The sequence below is a fragment of the Chitinophaga pendula genome (assembly GCF_020386615.1).
Lineage (GTDB): Bacteria > Bacteroidota > Bacteroidia > Chitinophagales > Chitinophagaceae > Chitinophaga > Chitinophaga pendula.
This window is the reverse complement of the sequence record NZ_CP077769.1, coordinates 5742740-5762439: the sequence shown is the minus strand read 5'-3', so window position 1 is coordinate 5762439 and position 19700 is coordinate 5742740. Positions and strand designations below refer to the sequence as shown.

Here is a 19700-nt window from a genome sequence, read left to right as displayed (position 1 = left end):
GGGGACGCTGGAGGCGTCCCGGGAAGTATTTTACATTTCAAATTTGTAACCCACGCCTTTTACGGTAGTGATCAGGTCGATGCCTATCTTCTGGCGTATCTTACGAATGTGTACGTCGATGGTACGATCGCCTACGATCACTTCTGTACCCCATACCTGGTTGAGTATTTCGTTGCGAAGGAATACGCGGCCTGGTTTGGAAGCCAGTAATTGCAGCAATTCGAATTCCTTTTTAGCGAGAATGATCTCCTGGCCTTTATAAGTTACTGTGAATTTCTCTCTGTCGATGATCAGGTCGCCGAGTTGTACCTGCATTTCTTCCGGCTTGTGCAGTCTGCGGAAGAGGGCATTGATACGGCTTACGAGTAGTTTTGGTTTGATTGGTTTGGCGATGTAATCATCGGCACCCATGTTCAAGCCGTCTATCTCGGATTTTTCATCGTTCAGTGCCGTGAGGAAGAGTACCATGGTGTCTTTGAACTCTGGTATTTTCCTGATCTCGCGGCAGGTATCTATTCCGTTCTTATTGGGCATCATGATATCGAGCATGATCAGATCGGGACGAAATATTTTAGCTTTCTGGATAGCCTCGCTGCCATCTTTTGCAGTTACGGTATCGTAACCTGCTGATTTTAGATTGTAGCTGATTATTTCCAATATATCCAACTCATCATCTACCACTAAGATTTTACCTGCTACCGCTTGGTCTATCATAAAATTTGACTTTTTAAAAGACGGCACAAAAGTATAAAGCCGCCGGGTGGATTAATGGAATGATAACATTATGAAATTGTTAATTCACCATTCATGGGTAGGGAAAAAGGATAGTACAAAGTTAAGCTATTTCAGCCGTATGCCGCCATGCCAGCGGCGGAAGGTGGGGCCGGTACCCTGTTCAGGAAGTGCCGTGGTCGCCTTTATTTCCTTTGTGTACATCCTGGTGGATAAGCTTGAGGGCGTGGGTGATCTCCCGTAGCGTATCCATCTGGGCCTGCTGGAGTTCCATCATATCTTGCTGCTGACGGAGCAGCAGGTGGTCGATCTTATCGTGGAGGATGCGCACTTCCAGTTCTGATTTGAGGTTGATCATATAGTCGTTTTTAGCCCGCTGGCGGTCTTTAGATTCCTGTCGATTCTGGCTCATCATGATGACGGGCGCTTGCAGGGCGGCCAGACAGGAGAGGATGAGGTTGAGCAAGATGAAGGGGTAGGGGTCGAAACCTTTGTTGGCCAGCAGGTAGATGTTGACCGCCATCCAGGCGCAGATGAAAAAGAGGAAGATCAAAATGAATGTCCAGCTGCCGCCGAAATCGGCGATCTTATCGGCGAGGCGTTCGCCGTAGGTAGCGGGCAGGGATTCTTCTCCGGTATCGAGCTTGTCGGTGATGGATTCGTGGTCTTTGAGTTTGGCCATGACCTGTTTTTCCATTTCGGTGAGCTGACCTATTTCGTGGGAGAAGAAGCCTTCGTAATAGCGTTGTTTGTACTCAGTGAGCTCGCTGAGGGCGAGGTGGCATTTGTTGTTGAAGTGCGGATGATCCTGGCGGATAAGGTCGTAAAGGCCTTTACGAATGGATTTGCCGCTTACTTTTTCGGCCGATGGGAACTCATTGCCCGAGAGGTCGCTTTTGAACGTTTCCATGCTTGATGACTGATTTTGACTGGAAATTTCCATTATTTCCCTAACAGCACGGCATATACTTTTGTTCTGACATATATATCTTTATCTGTAATTATTAATCATTCGTTCACAGTAGTGAATCAGACTCAAGTTTTTTGGTAGTAAATTTGTAGCTAGTACAGCGAAAAGTATAAGTATACATGAGAAAAATTCTAATGCTATTAGTACTGGCCGCCTTTCAAGGAGGTTGGGTATATGCGCAAAACGGGGGAAAATTAGATATTCCAATCGGCCGACAGGGGTTTCACGATAACATAGATAAGGAGCAAGCTGCTGCCGCCAAATTTGACGGTAAGGCGGACGATCTGGTGAAGGTATCGGATGATGAGACGATCAACCTGCAGGTATCCAATGCCATCATCAAGCAGGTGGATGCGATGCAGGCCGAGATAGAACGTAATGATGCGTTGGACCACCGGCTGAAGGTGAAGTACCTGACCGGCCTGTATTACATGCTGAAAGATTTTAATACTAAACGTGCTTACCGTAAGATCGATGCTGCGGAAGGAGCTGCCATGGTGCAGGCCTTCAAAAGCATGATGGATGCGGATATTAAAGGGGAGAGCATCCTGCCTGCGATGCGTAACCTTTCTTTTGAGGCGGGGGAGAAAATGATCGACCAGTTCCGGGAGAATCCGGGTTATAAGGAAGCGAAGGGTCTTATGTTCACCAAATGGGCCTATAACAACCTGGAGACGGTGATGACGCAGATAGGCGGCTATCTGCAATACCCGGCTACCGACTCAATCATTGCTGCGGTAGCGCGTAAATATCCTAACCAGGTACTCACGTATGCGACTTCCTATACACCGGTAGCGACGGCGATAAAAAAGAACCAGGACCCGCTGGTACAACAGATCGTACGGATCGGTAACTCCCCACAGTCCACCAAGATATTACCTTTTATCGACGAGCTGCTGGATGGCAAAATGACCATGGAACAGCTGGAGAAGACCGTAGATAACGACGACCAGTATTTCAAACAGATGGTGAAATCATCCGTTGCCTTGCAGGTACGTAAATCTAATGGTGAGAATCCGCTGGGCCTCAAGGCGATGATTGAGAACCTGCACGCCAAGTCGCTGAAATATATCCGCGAAGTGGATGACCTGCATGAGGAGCCGGCGCCGGTGCGTTTCCGTATTGTAAAAGACTTTAGTCCGGAAGAGTTGTATTACCTGATCATCAACGGTCAGGAAGAGCTATATACTTCCAGTTATACCAACCCAGCCAAAGCGGGCTTGTACGACCAGATGATGCTGCGTATGAAACCACCGCGTGGCGACAGTTTGCTGATGCTGGTGGCATTTGACCGCTTTAAGAAGTTCATTGCCATGGCTGCAGGCTTTAACACCCTGGACCACTTCCTGAAGTCTATGGCGCCCGATAATGCCAACTATCTGATGAAAAAGTATGTGAGCAGCCTGGAGAAGACAGAAGACCTCGAAGATGCGGTGGATGTGGCTAACTCCTTCGGCAGTATCCGCGATCCCAAATTGCTGGATTTTCTGCGGGAAGAGGTGAAGAAGAACTACAACTTCGTGAACAGTAAGGGCGACCGTCGTGGTAAGGTGATTTACAGCCTGCTATCTAACCTGTTCGAAACAGAGGTAGGCGGTGGTAATGACTCTTCCAAAGCGAGCGATATGGCCAGCAAATTCCAGCTGCCGCCCGTGAACTATGTCGACTTCAACTCTCTCCTGAGCGACAGCGGCCGGGTATATCAACAGGTATTTTTCTACGGAGATAAAGACGGATCTGACTCCTACGGCAGCTTCATGGGTAACTTCCCCGGCGGCGACTGGAAAGTGAGCAAGGGTAAATACTGGACTACCATCACTTCCGTGAAAGGTAAACCGATCACCATCTATGCCAACCTGCCATTACCGGAGCCGGAAGATAAAACCGCTATCGAGAAACTGAGCGAATACCTCGACGAGAACGATATCCATCCTACCGTGTTTATTCACCGTGGTCACAGCTACCACGTAAACACTACCCTGGACAACCTGCAGAGCTCTGCCAAGATAGTTGTACTGGGTTCCTGTGGTGGCTATCACAACCTGGCGACAGTGCTGCAGAAGTCACCCGAGGCACATATCATCTCCTCCAAACAGGTGGGTACCCGCTTCGTCAACGAGCCTATCATCCGCGTGCTGGACGAAACCATCCGCGCCGGTAAAAAAGTAGACTGGGTGGATATGTGGTCTGTCCTGGGTAAACGCTTTGCGGGTGATGCCCGTAACCGGGAGCTGTTCAGCGACTACGTGCCGCCACACAAGAACCTAGGCGCCATCTTCATCAAAGCATACAAACAAATCATGAAAGAAGACAAATAAGGCTTAGCCATCATTGTATCATACAGGGGTTGTTCCTACCGGGGCAGCCCCTTTTTTATTGCATTGATCCTGAGGATGTTGTGCATTTTGTATGGTTTAAGTGGTTGGTTGTTAGTACGTTGTGAGATGTTTGTATAGCCGTTGTATAGGCGTTCTATAGTCATCGTATAGGCAAGGTATACCGGGGGTATAGTCGTTGTATAGCGATTGTATAAGGTTGGATAGGGTTAGCTTATACAATGACTATACGAATGCTATAGGAATGATACAGGAGAGCTATAGGAAGGAGGGAGGGGAAAGAGGCGCTAGATAAAAAGATAAAGGCTGCAATACATGTATAGGTATTACAGCCTTTATCTTTAGAATAGCTATTACATTATACCTATCATACTTAGTCTTCGGAGTATTACCCATTGTTTTTCACCTAACGTTGTACCATTTTTGAATAAGGAAGATTGTTTAATTGTGTTCTTCAATCTCCCTAGTGACGGGTTTTGTCTTAGTTGTTGGCTATTTATTGTTTTTAGAATACTATCTACTTTAGGGCTATGACGTGTGGTGTCGGGCACGACAGGGATTTTTTGAAACTCAAATGGCTCGTTCCGGCAGAGTTGTAAATCGATATAAATAGGGAGGAGTACATTGATAGCGGGCCCTTTGTATGCTAGCCCTCCTTTGATATTAATAGTATCAAGTTCCTTCGTTATCAAGTCTCTAATGACTGGAACTAATTCCTTCGAATAATCAATGTTGGATATTTTGCCATGTGAGTCTACTGAGAAGGTGATTTGGAAATAGCCTATTTCGCAAATTGGGGAGATGAGGTATTCCGCCCTCTCCTCCAGGTAAGATGAAAGGTTATTTAACGCTACTTTTTTATCCTGCGCAATGCCAAAAATTGGAAAGAAAAGTAATGTTAATAAACAATACCTAAAGTATTTCAGAGGTGAAAATGTATTCATATTTTTTACTGACATCTTGTTCCAAGTTTAATATTATTATCGCCGACGCTATATTTTTTATAAGTGCTTTTACATTCGTCTAAAGTTAAATTTAGCTCTTTTAGCTTTTCCTGGAAGAGCTCAGCAGAGTCTTCAAAATTCAATAAACGAGTTAACCCAAACATAGCATTTGCATAGGCATCTTTTATTGGATAATTTGGAAATATCTCCCTGTCTGCATTTACCAGAAACTTTAACATGCTATTTATCATCGTTATGTGGTCATCACGATCCGGGTTAGGCTGTCGGGATAACCACGCATGAAGTATTTCATGATGCATAAGCTGTACTTGTAACTCTTGAGAGAATGTTGAAACGATATTGCCGCTAAAGCGGATGTTTGAACCAGTATACTGGTATTTATCGTCAAATTGTGGATAGGTGCGTGATGGACTTTCTACGGTTCCTTCCGGATAGACGTCATAGAATGTAAATTTATATTTTTTGTCATCATGTAGTTCTTGTAAAAAGACATTAATATTGTTAGAAAGTTTTTCATTAGATACTTTGGCAAATGTTTGTTTGATACCTCCGCCACCATTTCCACAAGGTATTGAAACGGTATAGTCATAAAAGCATTCTGTAATTCCACCGAAGTTATTGCAAGTGTAATGATCTGCCTCTAAAAAACAAGGTTCATATTTCTCTGTTAAGACAGGTCCTTTTTTTCTGATACCTATATTAGGGATGAGGGTATATTGACCATCATTGAATCTATACCCTCTTATAATTTTTCCCCGCCATTCCTGAATAAGTATTACACCAGAAAAGTGCTTGTCATTGTTATCAAGATATTTATCTGAAGGTAATACCAGCACTACCTCGTTGTGAATTTGACCTATAGCATCTTTCGATATTAGCAAATAGCTATAATCGCTTAATGCAGTTTTAGTATTTAACTTGTTGGTAGAAAAGTAGTCACTGTTAGTGAAGTTTAAAGGAACGGCCACTACATTTCCTATGTTTGTATGCTTTGTATATGCGCGATCCCACGAAGGTTCTTTTTCAAAGTAGGTAAGCGGCGTACTTTCAGGTGACACTTTGCTATTAATGCCAGCCTTAAAGTATTGCTTAGCTTCGTCTATTGTTAGTGCTGTTTTATTCTGTGGCAATGGCTTGTCGTTTTTTTGACAACTCTGCAACTGTAGAATAGTAATTACAGAAAATAGGATACCGAAAAGGTAGCAGGTGAGTTTCTTCATAGATTTCTGTTTGGGGTAATTGCTACTTATAGCGAATATAGATTTAGCCGAATGTCGGGGTTTTACATTATATTGAAAAGTATTTTTAAATAGACAGTAGGGTTATTTTTTTTGTTTAGACTTGCCTGTACGTTTACCTTGTTCTGCTAAAATTTCCAGTTCCTGTAATAACTCTTCTTTTTCTTCGGGGGTAATATTTTTGGTGGAAACAAACAGATCCTGCAGGTCTCTGTTAATGACCAATGCGATACGGAAAAAAGTAGATAGTGGTGGTTGTACTGTATTTGTAACCCATTTAGAAACCGTTGCTTCTTCATAGCCAATAGCCGCTGCCAGTGCACGATTTGTAATTCTGCTTTCCTTCATGACAACTGCCAGGCGGTTCATGATGATAGGGGCATTCTTAGGTTTTGTAGAGGATATTAATTTACTCATCAAGGGTAATACTTTGTTCTTGAGGACAAATCTAATAATCTCTCATTTCTCATAATGCCTCCCTTATTATCCTTTAAGAAAAAATATTTGTTCTTGTGGGTCATGTATGATATCTTTGGAGTAGTATTTTAATAAATTAATTTTATTTGTCTGAATGTTCTTTTTCGTGTTAAACAGCGGGAATTAAAATTGCATCACCCTGATCCTCCTTATTGGTAAATCCGCTTTTTAACACCTAAATTTTATTAACCTCATGAAGAAACAAAATGTACCGCAGCCCTATGTAAACATGCTCCAGGACCTCCACGCCAGATTGTTCGAAGTACCCATCACCTTTAGAGATCAAGTATGCGAAGAATGCGGATGGAGTATCCCTACTTTCTACCGCAAGATGAAAAGCATTGACCGGATGAGCGATACCGGGCGTAGACGGTTAATACCCGCGCTGAGCAATGCAGAGAAAGAAAAGATCATGAGTGTGTTAGATGAAGTGTACCTGGAGTTCTGGCAATACTGTGAAAAGTACCGGCCGGAAAAGAAATAACCAACCAGTGAAAGGGCTGCTCTGATGGAGGAGCCTTTTTTGTGTTCTTTTAAGTGTGAATATTATATCTGCTTCCTTAAAAATATAGTCTCGTTATTAGTATGAAAACAATAATATCAAGACTTTATGATAGCTCATTTAAAATCCTATTTAATCACGCTTAAATAAAAAACACAACTATGAAAGGACACCGTGTATCCCTGCAATTACCTGTGACGGAACTAGGTAAAGCTGATGCCTCTTTCCAGATAAAAAAAGATGGGAAGTTATTAGGCACGATGCATATCTCCCATGGGGCCTTCTCCTATCAGCCAAGTGGCTTTATGAAAAAAAATGCGATTAAGATTTCCTGGCTGGAGTTTGATAAAATGATGAAGGAAGCTAAGTAACAGCGCTTAGTTTTTAATAATCCTATGAAAAACCGTATCCTCTGCTTCCCATTATTCACTTTGGTCTTATCCAATTGCCAAGGGGTCAATACACTCATGAAATGAGAGAAGTTTAATATTATATCGGAGCTCTCCTCACTACCTATGGAAAACTAAAATTTTGAGCATCTATATAAAACAATACTTTTGTATTCAAATAAAATTAACCTGAAAGTATTCTAGTAATCCAAATAATATTTTACTTTCGGGCCTGGAAAAGAGTCATTAATTTAAGAATCGAAGAGAATTCTGTACTGTTAAACTCGATCTATGAGGTAATGTCACCTTTTCAAACCTGTATCCTATACCATATGAACAGGGGAGGAAATCAACCGATCCATGTGTACCTATGAACAGTGTTGATAATGTCGGTAGTGCTGGAAGTCGCGCTCATAAAGGCTTCAAATTATTTTGTTTGTTCTGGAAATTAGTGAACTGTCACTGTCTTGTGGATACAGGAAGGATTCCTATTACCTATATCCGCGTGCTGTATTCATGTTGAATGACAGTTACTGATTCCTGTTAAAATCATTTTGTAATCACTCTTACATGCTAAAGTATATACTGCTTACGGGCAGTGGTGTACTCCTGTGTGTCGCCTTACGTGCACAACAGGCTGCGCCTTCCCCTAAAGTTCCATCTGAACCGCTGAACATAAAAGAGCAGGCACAAACACTGTGGAAACAAACGCCGTTGAATAAGGCGATCGCTGACTCGGTAAATGCACGCTCCGGTAAATGGCTACAGGCTCCGGATACAGTGTTGCGTGCGGTTGGCCAGCAATCAAAGGCACTGATGTCGGCCTATCTGTCGCCCGCCGCGACTAACCAGTTTATGCAATACATGGCTAATACCGGTGGTAAAGGCAAAGTACAGCAACTGCAACAGGCCCTGCGAGTTGTAAAAGATACGGGTAAGATCAACCATTACTTTGACAATAAGTTAAGAGGATTCTATGCCTTGCGTCAGCAGCTGCCGTTGCCTAAAAAAGGGCAGGATCTGCTGAAGGTAAATCTTAAACAGGTGCAGGCAGGTGTAGTCACGGATAACACACCGGCTGCCATCGCCCGTACTTACAGTAACATACAGATCAACGGTAGCGTGGCATTGGCAGGTATTCCGTTCGCAGTGAATGGTACTAACCTCAATACTGCGGCACCTGTCTGGGATAACAGCCGCATGGCGCAGCTGGTGAAGGCTGGCTTTGATAAACAGGCATTCCTGGAGCAGCTATCGGCACGAGTGAGCAAAGACTACGACCTGCGTAAATATTTTCTGGACGATATAGATGTAAAGGCCGCAGTAAAACAGTATGCTGATGCCCGTGTAAAAGAAATACATGGCAAACTGGATAGCCTGTACAAAGGTGGTACTGCATTAATTCCCTCAGAAGAGTTGTTGCAGCTGGATAGTGTACAGCTGAAAAACCTGGTAATGAACTCTGGTAAAGGTCTGCAACAGTGGGGCGACAGTACATTGAGCGAACAGCAGTCTCGTAATAAATACCTACAGGAGTTGTTGCAGATGAAACAAAGCCTGGGTAGGGAACTGGACCTGAAAAATACATTGACAGGTAGTTTCGATGCCAAACAGAAACTTACGGGCCTTATGAATAGTATGGAAGGCCGTAAGCAGGCCGCTAAAGACCTGCTGCCGCTGAATGGTTTGGAAAAGCTGTTCCTCAAAATGAAAACACTCAACATCGGTGATATTGGTGTAGATGCGAGCAAAGGAAATGTGTCCGATCTCTTTATGACGGGTGCAGCGGGAACCTTACTGGACAACAACCGTCTGCTGATGTTAGGGATAGGTAAACGTAAAGATGCGGCTGGTATGAGAGATGCAGCATTTACTTCTTCCCTCGCGCCTACTGACTACAGCTTACAGTTCCTGCGTATGGGTAAAGGAGATATCGGTGAGAAACACTCCCATATCGGGATAGTGAACGCCAATACTAAAGATGCCAACCGCAGACAGTTCAATATGCCGGCGCTACCGCGTAATGCTTTTAACCTGTCTTTCTCCAAACAAATGAGCCTGGGAGAATACGGTACGCTCGATGCGGAAGTCTCCAAATCCAACAACGTATTTGCCGGAGGCACCGGCAAAGATGGATCTGCACTCGGGTCTAAAGCAGCGGCTTTTAGTCTGATGGATGATTTCTGGAGTACCTTCTCTGCCGGATTGGGGTGGAACGGAGATGTAAAAGAATGGCAGTCTACACACCGGGTGTATGTGAACTATGCCGGTCTTGGTTATAACAATCCTGCCAGCCCTTATGCTGCTCGCGGTAGCTGGCAGTATGGATTCAAGGTTAAGAAACGTTTCCAGCGCAACCGCCTGCAGGTGGGTGCCAGGCTGGACCAGAAAAATATGAGCACTTCCACGGTGTACAATTCCAGTTGGAAGAGTACCCAGATCGGATTTGACGGTAGGTATAAGCTGGACAAACATGTGTCTTTCGATGCCCGCTACAGTCAGGCCGTAATGAAGCACAAAGGTGGTAAGGGCGATGGCGGCGACTTTGTGAACAGGTTACTGAGCATGTCGTCCATGATCAATGGGCGCTTGTTTAATAAACCGTCCAATAGCCATGTAATGCTGGCTTTCCAGCAAATGGAACAGCAGAGCGCTACCATACCGCTGAACTCCCTGATGACCAACATCAACCTCACACAAACACTTACGTTCAAAACTAACACGCTTGTGATGAACGTATTCTACAACCGCGATATAAAGGATAATGCACTCTACGGTAATCTGCTGACAGCAGAGGCTTCCTGGAACTATCAACTGTGGGAACGGGTATCCTGCTCCAGTGGACTTACCTACCTGAGTAATACGGGTATTGTAAAACAGGCAGGTGTTAAACAGCATGTGCAGACCATGTTACTACCCAAGCTGTCCATGAATGCTTATGTAGATTGCCGCACTAGTTTTCTGAACTCCGCTCAGAACTACCTGTTTGGCAACTTCCGCGGAGAACTCTCATTCCTTTATACGCTCGATTAAACATGACTATGATGAAGCGAATAATATTATTACTGCTGGTACAGCTGTCCTGGCTGACCAGTTTCTGCCAGGTGTCTTTTGTGTTCCTGCCGGAAGTACATGGCCGTACACTTGACGGGCTGATGATGACAAGAGTGGTAAATGCTGCCGGCAGTCAGCGCGTGATATTGACGATCACCGTAACGGAACAACAGAGCGGCCGTGTATTACAAATGCGTACTAACCCGTTCCCGTTGACGGAGGGCACACAATCTTTGCCTCCGGCGCTGATACGTAATGCGAAACTCACCTTCTCCAACAACCCGGCAGCGACGATCTGCAAGCAGACCGGTACCTTCCCCGAAGGAGACTATGAGTATTGTTTTGAGTTGACTAACGAGGATAAGAATGCCGGAGAATTGATAGGAGAGCAGTGTTTTAACTATCAGCTGCAGCCATTTTCTCCATTGCTATTAATGTCTCCCGGTGACGGCGATGCGATATGTGATAAGCGCCCACAGCTCTACTGGCAGCCGCTGTTACCCGCTATTGCAGGCATGCAGTACCGTCTGGTACTAACAGAGATAAAACCAGGTCAGTCTAAGGTAGAAGCGCTGAACTATAATACCCCACAGGTGCAACAAATGGGTATACCCTCCCCTATGTTGTTCTTCCCTCCTGGTGCCAGACCGTTGGAAGAAGGGCATCAATATGCCTGGCAGGTAGCTGCCTATAGAGGAACGCTATTACTCGCTAATTCAGAGATATGGGAATTCACCGTATCATGTGAGGACAGTACCAAAGCATTGCCTGTAACAGGCTATCGCGACCTGGAAGACCTGACCAAAGGAAACTTCTATATCGCCAACGGCAGTATTTTATTCTCTACTCACAACGCGTATGCGGAGGGCCCGTTGCCTTATACCATTACCTGTCTTACCAACCCGGAACTGAAGATTAAAAAGTTGCCTAAGGTAAGATTGGCCAGAGGGGCGAACCAGATCATTATCGATCTGTCCGACAATCCTTCCTTTACAGATGGATACTTCTATATTATGACCATACAGCTGCCGAGCGGAGAGCAAAAGCAATTACGTTTCCTTTATAAAGTGCCGCAATGATGAAGAGTATACGAAAAAGCTATCAGCGGATAGCCATAGCAATGATGATGTTGGCTGCTTGTCATCAGACTGCATCTCAACAGGATGAACTGGCCCTATGGGATTTAAAACGTGAGAAAAATGTACAGGGTACGGATATGCAATTGTCATACATGCCGGCATGTGAGAAGAAAGCTGCCGCCGGACAAGGGGGCGTAACCGGAGCCGATGAACTGGGATTCCGTCTGCGGGTGATGCCCCCCAAAGATCAGGATCATGCGCCAGTGACCATGCATACGAATGTCGACACTTTATTCAATGTAGTGGTAGGCAAGGATACTATCACTCCGTTATTTGCGCAGCAGATAGCGAATGGTAACATCGGTGGTACCGAATACCTGGTGGTGTTCGATCGTGCTCAACTGAAACAGGATACTGCCTGCACGTTCCTGTTCCGCGATTGGTTGTTCACGAATACGCACCTGTCTTTCCGATTCAATCTTACCAACACCAAAAAATTAGACGCAAAAAGCTGCAGCATATGATACGTAGTAAAAGGATAAAAAAGTCTGTTGCTCTTTTCTTTTTAGGGCTACTCGTAGCAGAGAATATATTGCCATTGAGAGTGTGGGCACTGACCAGCGGACCTGTACAGCCGGAAAGTAAACAATTCCAGCAGGCAGGTACCACTGATATGGTAGACCTTTTCACAGGTGACTTTAAATATAATATCCCACTGCTGGATATAGATGGTTATCCTATTAATCTGAGCTATCAGAGCGGTAGCGGTATGGATGATGAGGCCAGCTGGGTAGGATTCGGATGGAGTCTGACGCCTGGGGCCATCAATCGTCAGCTGAGAGGATTGCCGGATGATTTCGCGGGTGATCAGGTGGTAACACAGCATTATGTAAAGCCGAAGGTAGTGGTAGGGGGAAGAGGTACTGTGAGATTGGAGTTAAAAGGACGAGGTATCGGTAATATCGGAGGGTCATTATTCCTGGGCGTATTCAGTGATAATTATACTGGTATTGGTGCTGAAGTAGGCGCCAATGCGGGCCTTTCCCTTAGCCTGACAAACGGAGGTGTACTAACGGGGCGATTAGGGATTGGGGTAAATTCTAATACTTCCAGCGGGGTCAATGTCAGCCCTCAGGTGTCGTTAGCCATCAGTAATAAGATGACAGAGGCGATGACTGCCAGCTATGCCGTCTCTGCTCAGTTGGGTTATAATACCAGGAATGGATTGAAAGATCTTACATTGGGCCAGTCTTTTGGACTGTCAGGTTATGATATTAGCGGGAGGAATCTGAAAACAGGTAGTGCTAATTTTGATATATCGTCGAGTAACATCAGCTATAATACACCTCCCTTTTACCCCTCTGCTGGTGTTGCTTTTAAGAGCAAGGACAGAACATACAGCCTTGATGTAGGAGGGACTGCTTTTGCGCTTTTTGCAGGTGGCGGACTCTCCGGGTATAAATCTGTCCGGGAGGTTGCTTCAGCAGATCCGATTGCTAAGCCGGCTTTTGGTTTATTATATGCGGAACAGGCAGCTAAACAGGGTGGAGCTTTAATGGATTTTATGCGGGAGAAAGACAACCCTGCCATTCCCAATCTGCCTAACTTACCGATGCCAATAGCTACGCCGGATCTGTTCTCTTATAGTGGACAGGGGTCTGGTGGACAATTCCGTTTATACAGGGGAGGGACTGGTGTTTTTTATGATGCAGCAACAAGAGATGTGTCTGATAATGCTTCTGCCGGAGGAGACTTTGGTTATGGTGGATATTTTCACGGCGGTGTATCTTTTTATAACCAAGATGTGGTAACACAAACAGGAAAATGGGAGAAAGACAATGCATTTTTGTCGGCGGGCGATTTTGCTGCCAATAAAAAGAATCCTGCGGATGAAGCTGCCTATTTTAAACAGGTGGGAGAAAAGAATCTGCCGGATCAAAATTTTTCACGTCGTATAGTGGATGAGAAGCCGGTGGCTATTACGCTTTCAGGTAAAAGCGCGCAGAACTTATTACGCGATGACTACAATACATATGCTGCAGCTGATGCTTACAAAAAGGATGGTCGACAATCAAGGCGTACTACTGTTACTTATCTCACTGCAGGTGAGGCTGCTGCAGGTGCAATAGACAGAAAAATAAAGAGTTATGCATTTAATAATTACGGTGCTTTTAATAATCCAGAGGGGTGTAGCCCGAGAAATCCTGTATCTATAAACAGGGAAGGAGGATATAGAAAGAAACATCACATCTCAGAGATCACGGTACATAATGATAATGGTGGGCGTTCCGTATATGGAATACCTGTTTACAATATCAGTCAGCGGGAGATGTCTTTTGCTATTGATAAGGCAAAGGTTATCTCAGGGAATACTGATATTGCAAAAAACCTCATAGCTTATAATACGAAAGGTGATGGGAGCCTGGATAATAAATTGGGTATCGATCATTATCTGCATGATGAGACGCAACCTGCATATGCCTCGTCTTATTTACTGACCGGCTATTTATCTCCGGATTATGTAGACCTTACCGGAGATGGTATTTCACCTGATGATAACGGTACCGCCGTTAAATTCAATTATACCAAAGGGGTAGATTATGGATGGAGAACTCCTGGTGAGGAACAGAGGGCCGCGTTGAACCGGGGGCAACTCGCTGTTCCTGAAGATGATAAAGGCAGTATAGTGTTTGGAATGAGAGAGTCTTGGTATACCCATTCGATAGAAGGCAAAAACTATATCGCCTATTTCGTAACAGAAGACAGAGACGATGCCCTGGGAGTCGCCGACTGGAAAGGTGCAAAAAACACCGCAATGGCACCTAAACGGCTGCGTGAAATCCGTTTGTATAAGAAGGGTGCAGTACCTCAGCTGATCAAAACCGTTGTCTTTGAATATGATTACAGCCTCTGTGTTAATGCTCCTAATCATCGTACGGGCGCAGGAAAGCTGACATTGAAGAAGATTTATTTCAAATATCAGTCTTCAACCAAAGGAGCACGTTATCCTTATGCTTTTGAGTATAATCCTGGGCCGGAATACACCCGTGTCTCTACAGACAGATGGGGTGTACTCAAGCCGGTGGCAAATAATGCGAGTGATGGCTTTGGTGCATTAACGAATGACGAGTTTCCCTATGCAACAAGCAACAAAGGTACTGCTGATCTTAATGCCAGCGCATGGCAGTTGTCTAAAATCGTACTGCCAACCGGAGGAGAAATAAAGCCTGTCTACGAATCTGATGACTATAGTTATGTACAGGATAGACGTGCTATGCAGATGACTAAGATAACAAGGATGCTCAATATAAAAGGTGATCAGGTATTTAGTCTGGCAGACGCCAAGGCCTTACGTATTAGTATACCTGGTGTTAGTTCCAGTAGTGGTGCTGATAGAAGAGACTGGTTTATACAACAATACCTGGACGGTAAGCCATATCTGTATGCGAAATTATCTGTAGATGTCACAGACAATCCAGGGAATAATACCGGTATTCAGAAGGAATTTATACCCGCTTACGGCAAAGTGATAAAAGTGGTCACCGGTGATGGATATGCGGATGTGTATTTTGAAGACCAGCAAGAAAGCGGAGGTGTGAATCCTTTCCAGTTTGCGGCCTGGCAAAAAATGAGATTAGAGTACCCCCGCTATGCATTCCCCGGATATCGTAACCGCATTTCTGACGATGCTCCTATTCAGGCAGCATTATCTGCTATCGTTAATGCAATAGGTAACCTGAGCGAATTAAAGGAGAATTTCTATCAACGTGCCAAAAGGAAAGGTTTTGGTAGCCTGGTGGATCTTGATCGTAGTTTCGCGCGTATTGTTAAAGCAGATGGATTCAAGTTGGGAGGAGGTATCCGTGTGAAAAAAATAGTGTTGTCGGATAGTTGGAGCAGTATTGCGCAGGGTGGCACCAATGCAACCTATGGACAGAGTTATGAATATACTACAGAGGAAGGTGGTCGTACCATTAGCAGCGGAGTAGCCAGCTACGAACCTTATATCGGTGGTGATGAGAATCCAATGCGTCAACCAGTGAACTACTACACACAGGAAATGAAATGGGCGCTTAGCAATTATTTCTATCTGGAGGAACCGTTTGGCGAATCTTTGTATCCTGCACCTGTAGTTGGTTATCGAAGGGTGACGACCAGAAGCCTTAATGAACAGGGAGAGCCCGATCCGTTAAACAAAACGGGGAGAGTTATTGATGAATTCTATACAGCGAAGGAATATCCGGTATCCTGTACCTATACAAGTCCCAGAACTTGGAATTATCAGCCAGCCAGTTGGTTCTCCTTCTTTGGAGGCCAGATTACACATGAAATGGTAATGAGCCAAGGGTATGCCATTCAGCTTAATGATATGCATGGTAAGCCTAAAGCGCAACGCATCCTGAATCAGTCAGGAGCAGAAATATCCTCTACCGTCTATCATTATAATTCTGAGCGGATGGGAGCCAATACTTATCGCCTCGCCAATAAGGTAAGTGTAGTAAATGATAAGGGGCAAATTACCCGTGACCAGATCATAGGCCGTGAGATAGAGATGTATACTGATATGCGTGAACAGGAAACGTCTAATACCGGTCGTTCCATAAACATAGGTTTAGATGTGATACCCTTCTTCTTCGGAATTGCATTACCGATCCCTCACTGGCCGACCAGTTCGAACGATGAATACCGGCTTTTCCGTTCTGCCAGTACCTTGAAGACCGTACAGTACTACGGAATACTTGATAAAGTTGTGAAAACTGTCAATGGTTCTTCTATCACCACTAATAATTTATTATATGACCAACTCACAGGTGACCCTGTGGTAGTACAACAAGAAAATGAATTTGGTGATCCTGTGTATCAGGTGAATATGCCTGCTTATTGGAAGTACGATAAAATGGGCGGTGCATATAAGAATGAAGGGTTGCTGATGATTGATTTAAAAAGTGACAATACAGGCGCGATCACCAATGCACCGTATGAATCCTCACTAAACCCTGGAGACGAGTTGATTGATCTGAAAAATAGTTCACGGATGTGGGTTGTCAAGGCGCCTATATCCAGTGGGAACACTACGCAGATACTTCGACTAGTAAGAGCTGATGGTTCTTCCGTAGTGTCTTACACAGGGAATGTAAAAGTGTACCATTCTGCCTACCGCAACCAGTTGCAGCCGGGAACGCTGAGTATAGTTTGTAAGCAAATGCCCTACAATAATAATAAGTTGAGTATACTGGATAATGCGGAGCAGTCTGCTTTTCGCATTGTGGACGCAAAGGCAACATTGTTTAACGAAGAATGGAGTATGAGCAGTACCTGTAATATCTGTCCGCCGGGTTATACATTGAACTCAGCGGGAGATAAATGTGTAGGTGCGCCAACTGTGAATAATGATAGTGATCTGAACGTATGTACGATAACAAAAAATGCTAATTATGGCATTTCCGGTGGGCGTTTTTACACAGAATCCGGTACTGTTTACAACAATAGGGAATACTGGGCTCCGGCTTGTGTGCATGGTGGTGATTACTGTTCTCCCTTAAATCGTTACGGCGTTTGGCTATGTGTAAATCAGATAGTAACCCGTGGGACATGGCTAGGAATGGAGTCATGTCTTACAGTACCGGAAACTAGTTGGTATTCTCTGGGATACGGCGTGTCGACGGATGTAAGAATATATATAGACGGTACAGAGGTAAAAGGAGCCGCTGGGCAAATTGAGGATAATTATAAATATTGGAATGTTCGACCGATCTATCTTACGGCTGGTAAGAAAAAAATAACAATTGAATCTCTGAAAACAGCAGATAACAATGCAGTAGCGGTAGAAATTTATAAAGGGCTTCCCGCTGATTTAATAAATCTGAATTTTGGACAAGTACAGGAGAGGCGTGTCTTCTCTACGGAATCTCTTGCAGGAAGTAATATATCTACATATGTTTTTACCGCGTTCGGTTCCAAATTTAGATACCAGTGCAGCGCGGGTAATTATGATGTCTGCACCGGTAATTGTGTGGCTGATGCTAATAATACTGTAAATCCTTACTTATTAGGATTCCTGGGTAACTGGAGACCGGTAGAAGAAAAGGTGTTTAAAGTAGGCCGGGACAACAGTCAGGCATTTGCTTCTGCCGGATCAGGAGCGAATGTACGTCACAGTGGCTATTATACCAATTTTACGCCTTACTGGTATCCGGATCAAGCTGGTATATGGCAGTCGGCAACGGTCAATGGTACTGCATGGACTACTGCACGTTATGTTACCTTATATGGAAAGCAAGGAGAGGAATTGGAAAACAAAGACGTATTAGGCCGCTATAGCGGTGCCAGGTATGGGTTTTACAATACTGTACCATTGGCGGTATCATCCAATGCTATGAATCGTGAGATATTTTATGACGGCTTTGAGGATGATGTACCAGGTACCGGGTGCCTGCAGAATATTTGTAATCCCGATGTATTCAGTATCCGTAAAGCGATACTTAGCAATAGTACCGGTACATTAGACGTCTCCAACGCACATACAGGTAACTTCAGCCTTAAACTTACAGGGCCATTGGGAATGCAGTCACTCGTGCATACCATAGTATATGGATCACAAAGCTACCTGGACAATTCTTCCGGTGTATATAAGCTGAAAGGAGTGAACGGTCTTTATCCGGCAGGATTTTCACCTTTACCCAATAAGAAATATGTCTTCTCTGCCTGGGTGAAAGACAATCAGTCTGCGACGTCCACTAGCACAGGTATTACTGCTACGATCAACGGCGTAAATATAGCCTTGCAACGCCGGGCTATGGTAGAAGGATGGAAGCTGGTCGAGGGTATTATGGATCTATCGGCTATTGGGAGTGCCGCCAACTTCACTGTAAACTTAAGCCCTCAGGGAACCGTGTGGGTGGATGATATTCGCATTTTTCCGTTTGATGGGCAACTAAAATCATACGCATATGATAGCAAAACACTACGTCTGATGGCGGAATTGGATGAAAATAACTTTGCCACTTTCTATGAATATGATGATGAGGGATCGTTGATACGTCTTAAGAAAGAAACTGACAGGGGTATTATGACATTAAAAGAAAATCGTTCTGCGTTTCGCCGTAATCAGTAATGAGTAAAACAGAAGTAATGAAAAGTAAGAAGACAAATATGAGATTTATAAAGGTGCTCATCCCATTTATGTTGGTTGCTGTTATTGCTATGACTGTATGGGCATCCAAACAGCATGGCGACTGGATGAAAAATAGAGAAAGGAGTAGTCTGGATTCAATAGCGGATGTTCAGCTCGATCGCATGAAAGATGAAGAGATATTAAATGAACTGGCTAGCGTTTACAGACAGTTAGATAGCGTGAAGACTTTTTATATGAAGGGTATTGTAAATACTACAGATCCACGCGACAGCAGTAACGTAGTGAATACTGTGTTTGCCTACCACGTGAAAGGAGCAGAAATGTATTGTCAGCTGGCAGATCAGGAAATGTATGCTTCGCCCGAACATTTTGTTACTGTTAATCATGGGGTGAAGAAGATTTTTTTGTCTGGTCCCAAAGCTATGACTATGCCATTCAGGATCTCTTCCGATAGTTTGAGGAATATGGTGCAAGGAGATGGGTATAAGGTTACCAGAACTGTGATTAACGGTACGGCTGTCATCAGGTTGCTGCGTGAAACACATATTAATTGCAAAGAGTATGCGGTGACTTTCGATCCTCATACCCTGAGAATGAAGCAAGTCTTTATGCGCCTGTCGGATATGGATGAACCGGAGAGCGCAGAAAAGGATAAGACGATAACTGTTCGGTTTGATCAATGGGAACTCGAGCATGTTACAGAAAAGATGCCAGCAGTTTATAGCTGGTTGAAAAATAAGAATGGCCACGTAGTGCCATCTGCCCAGTTGACCGGATATGAAGTGATCCACATGGGAAATATGAATTAATTCCATTCCAATAC

13 protein-coding genes are annotated in these 19700 nt (G+C 44.3%); 8 read left to right on the top strand and 5 right to left on the bottom strand.

Features of this window, described 5'->3' with window-relative positions; all coding sequences use genetic code 11:
• Positions 1 to 30: 30 nt before the first annotated feature.
• Complete coding sequence (locus tag KTO58_RS21295) at positions 31 to 714, bottom strand: response regulator transcription factor (protein ID WP_095837462.1); 684 nt, start codon at positions 712 to 714, stop codon at positions 31 to 33.
• Between the two features lie 181 nt (positions 715 to 895).
• Entirely contained in the window at positions 896 to 1642 is a 747-nt protein-coding gene (locus KTO58_RS21290) for a DUF1003 domain-containing protein (RefSeq protein ID WP_095837463.1), read from the bottom strand.
• A 179-nt stretch (positions 1643 to 1821) separates the two neighbouring features.
• On the opposite strand from KTO58_RS21290, the gene KTO58_RS21285 reads away from it, so the two are divergent.
• The gene (locus KTO58_RS21285; protein ID WP_095837464.1) at positions 1822 to 4020 is read left to right on the top strand and encodes a hypothetical protein; all 2199 of its coding nucleotides are present in this window, start codon (positions 1822 to 1824) and stop codon (positions 4018 to 4020) included.
• A 371-nt stretch (positions 4021 to 4391) separates the two neighbouring features.
• Here KTO58_RS21285 and KTO58_RS21280 read toward each other — a convergent pair whose 3' ends face one another.
• The 3 genes from KTO58_RS21280 to KTO58_RS21270 form a co-directional block, all read right to left on the bottom strand.
• Complete coding sequence (locus tag KTO58_RS21280) at positions 4392 to 4997, bottom strand: hypothetical protein (RefSeq protein WP_095837465.1); 606 nt, start codon at positions 4995 to 4997, stop codon at positions 4392 to 4394.
• Positions 4988 to 6223, bottom strand: coding sequence for a hypothetical protein (locus KTO58_RS21275; RefSeq protein ID WP_095837466.1), 1236 nt, complete (start codon positions 6221 to 6223; stop codon positions 4988 to 4990). The genes KTO58_RS21280 and KTO58_RS21275 overlap by 10 nt, the downstream gene beginning before the upstream one ends.
• Before the next feature lie 102 nt (positions 6224 to 6325).
• The gene (locus KTO58_RS21270) at positions 6326 to 6658 is read right to left on the bottom strand and encodes a helix-turn-helix transcriptional regulator (RefSeq protein WP_198315165.1); all 333 of its coding nucleotides are present in this window, start codon (positions 6656 to 6658) and stop codon (positions 6326 to 6328) included.
• Positions 6659 to 6911: 253 nt separating this feature from the next.
• Between KTO58_RS21270 and KTO58_RS21265 the strand changes: the two genes are divergently transcribed.
• From KTO58_RS21265 to KTO58_RS21235, 7 genes are all read left to right on the top strand, one after another.
• A complete protein-coding gene (locus tag KTO58_RS21265; protein WP_095837467.1) occupies positions 6912 to 7202 on the top strand; it encodes a hypothetical protein in 291 nt (96 codons plus the stop codon).
• A gap of 179 nt (positions 7203 to 7381) precedes the next feature.
• Positions 7382 to 7591, top strand: a complete 210-nt coding sequence (locus KTO58_RS21260; RefSeq protein WP_095837468.1) for a hypothetical protein — start codon at positions 7382 to 7384, stop codon at positions 7589 to 7591.
• Positions 7592 to 8179: 588 nt separating this feature from the next.
• On the top strand, positions 8180 to 10642 hold the full coding sequence (locus KTO58_RS21255) for a hypothetical protein (RefSeq protein WP_095837469.1): 2463 nt from the start codon (positions 8180 to 8182) through the stop codon (positions 10640 to 10642).
• A gap of 8 nt (positions 10643 to 10650) precedes the next feature.
• On the top strand, positions 10651 to 11742 hold the full coding sequence (locus KTO58_RS21250) for a DUF928 domain-containing protein (RefSeq protein ID WP_157752807.1): 1092 nt from the start codon (positions 10651 to 10653) through the stop codon (positions 11740 to 11742).
• On the top strand, positions 11742 to 12266 hold the full coding sequence (locus tag KTO58_RS21245) for a hypothetical protein (RefSeq protein ID WP_225859862.1): 525 nt from the start codon (positions 11742 to 11744) through the stop codon (positions 12264 to 12266). The genes KTO58_RS21250 and KTO58_RS21245 overlap by 1 nt, the downstream gene beginning before the upstream one ends.
• The gene (locus KTO58_RS21240; protein WP_225859861.1) at positions 12263 to 18856 is read left to right on the top strand and encodes a hypothetical protein; all 6594 of its coding nucleotides are present in this window, start codon (positions 12263 to 12265) and stop codon (positions 18854 to 18856) included. Before KTO58_RS21245 ends, KTO58_RS21240 begins: the two co-directional genes overlap by 4 nt.
• Before the next feature lie 17 nt (positions 18857 to 18873).
• A complete protein-coding gene (locus tag KTO58_RS21235; RefSeq protein ID WP_157752810.1) occupies positions 18874 to 19686 on the top strand; it encodes a hypothetical protein in 813 nt (270 codons plus the stop codon).
• Positions 19687 to 19700 lie beyond the last annotated feature (14 nt).